The organism is Streptomyces sp. NPDC005574 (genome assembly GCF_040605435.1).
Taxonomy (GTDB): Bacteria; Actinomycetota; Actinomycetes; order Streptomycetales; family Streptomycetaceae; genus Streptomyces.
In genome coordinates this window covers 1-1,738 of sequence record NZ_JBEXCW010000299.1, presented here as the reverse complement: position 1 = coordinate 1,738, position 1,738 = coordinate 1, and the positions used below count along the sequence as shown (strand labels likewise).

The window sequence follows — 1,738 nt, the reverse complement described above, 5'->3', positions numbered from 1 at the left end:
TTGATGTTGAGGATCAGGTCGGTGACGTCCTCCTTGACACCCGGCACGGTGGTGAACTCGTGCAGGACGCCGTCGACGCGGATGCTGGTGACAGCGGCGCCGGGGATCGAGGACAGCAGGGTACGGCGCAGGGAGTTGCCCAGGGTGTAGCCGAAGCCCGGCTCCAGCGGCTCGATCACGAACCGGGAGCGGAACTCGTCGACGACTTCTTCGGTCAGTGAGGGACGCTGAGCGATGAGCACGAGGTGTTGCCTCCAGTGGTTCGGCGCCCGCTATGTGACGCCGTGGACACAATGAAGGGTACGTGCGATGGGGGCGGTAGAGCCGTTACTGAGGCCCCACCGCTTACCCCCACCCGGTGAGAGGTATGGACGCAGGGCCCGCGGCAGGCTTTGGCCTGCCGACCGGGTCTGAGAAAAGGGCGTTCTTAAGCCCCGGCATCCGGGTGTCTTTGGCGTAGCGCTTGCCAGCGGCGTTCGAACCTGTCGTGGTGCTTTTCCAGGTCATGTGTGTCAATAGGCTGGTTGTACTGGGCTGTGATGCCACGGCGTGCGAGTTCCTTGGCAATGTGGTCGAGAGGTGGATGGTCATCGACGGCTCGCTGTTCGGCCCAGGCAGCGTAGATCCGAAATTGCAGGAAGTAGCGGGTCAGCGTTTTTGCTTTGAGGGGCTGGTTGGCGCGGTCGAGGACTCCCTGGCGGGCGAGGTGCGAGGAGAGTTCGGCGGGGGTTGGTTCCTTTTTGTGCTGGTGTTGGAAGTCCTGCCAGGCCAGGAAGTAGCGGTCCACCGGGGACAGGCCGTGCTGCGGGGATGTTGTCTCGTCCGGCACCTGCGTCGTGCCTGCGGGACGCGGGTGAGACTGCGTCGTGGGGCCGGCGGCTGGTGAGGGATCTGCTGCAGTTGCACGGGCCGTGGCAGAAGCCGGGGCTGGAGGGGCTGTGGCCGAGGGGGTGGTCGCCGTTTGACCTGCTGGGGACTGTTCGGCAGATGGTTCTTCCTCCCGCCCTTGTATGCGTTCAGCACCCCTGGAGATGTGGTGCTTCGGCTCGTCGTATGTCGGGTCGTAGCCGCTGCCGTGGACTGCCTTGTGGTCGAGAACCTTGAAGTGCGAGTTTTGGTCGTTGGGGGCATGGTGCTGCAGTTGTGGTTGCGGCTGCCCGGGCTGTGGGAGCGGGAAGTGTCCGGCGAGCAGTGGCTGAAGAGGGTTCGGTCTGGGGCTGGGCGGCACTTCGACCTCCCGTGAAGGTGTCGAGGGCGGGAACAGCGGCGATTTGGTGGCGGCGCCAGCCAGGTCTGCTGGAGCTGTGTCCGCCAGGGGGACGCCGTAGCGCGCCAGGCGCAGTGGCATCAGGGACTCCACCGGGGCCTTGCGCCGCCAGGCCCGGCCGAAGCGGGAGCGCAGCCGCGCCTGGTAGACGAGACGTTCCTGCTCCAGCTTGATGACCTGCTCGTAGGAGCGCAGCTCCCACAGCTTCATCCGGCGCCACAGCAGGAAGGTCGGCAGGGGGGACAGGAGCCAGCGGGTGGGGCGGACGCCCTCCATGTGCTTGTCGGCGGTGATGTCGGCGATCCGGCCGATCGCGTGCCGGGCCGCCTCGACGGAGACCACGAACAGGATCGGGATGACCGCGTGCATGCCCACACCCAGCGGGTCCGGCCAGGCCGCCGCGCCGTTGAACGCGATCGTCGCCACCGTCAGCAGCCACGCCGTCTGGCGCAGCAGCGGGAAGGGGATCCT

1 protein-coding gene and 1 pseudogene are annotated in these 1,738 nt (G+C 66.6%); both read right to left on the bottom strand.

The window, feature by feature from the left end; genetic code table 11:
- Window positions 1–242, bottom strand: a pseudogene (locus tag ABZT03_RS44305) (DNA-directed RNA polymerase subunit alpha); the annotation flags it as partial.
- 185 nt (window positions 243–427) lie between these two features.
- Window positions 428–1,738 (bottom strand): DUF2637 domain-containing protein (locus ABZT03_RS44300; RefSeq protein WP_356049994.1); only part of this gene is annotated, 1,311 nt, incomplete at its 5' end.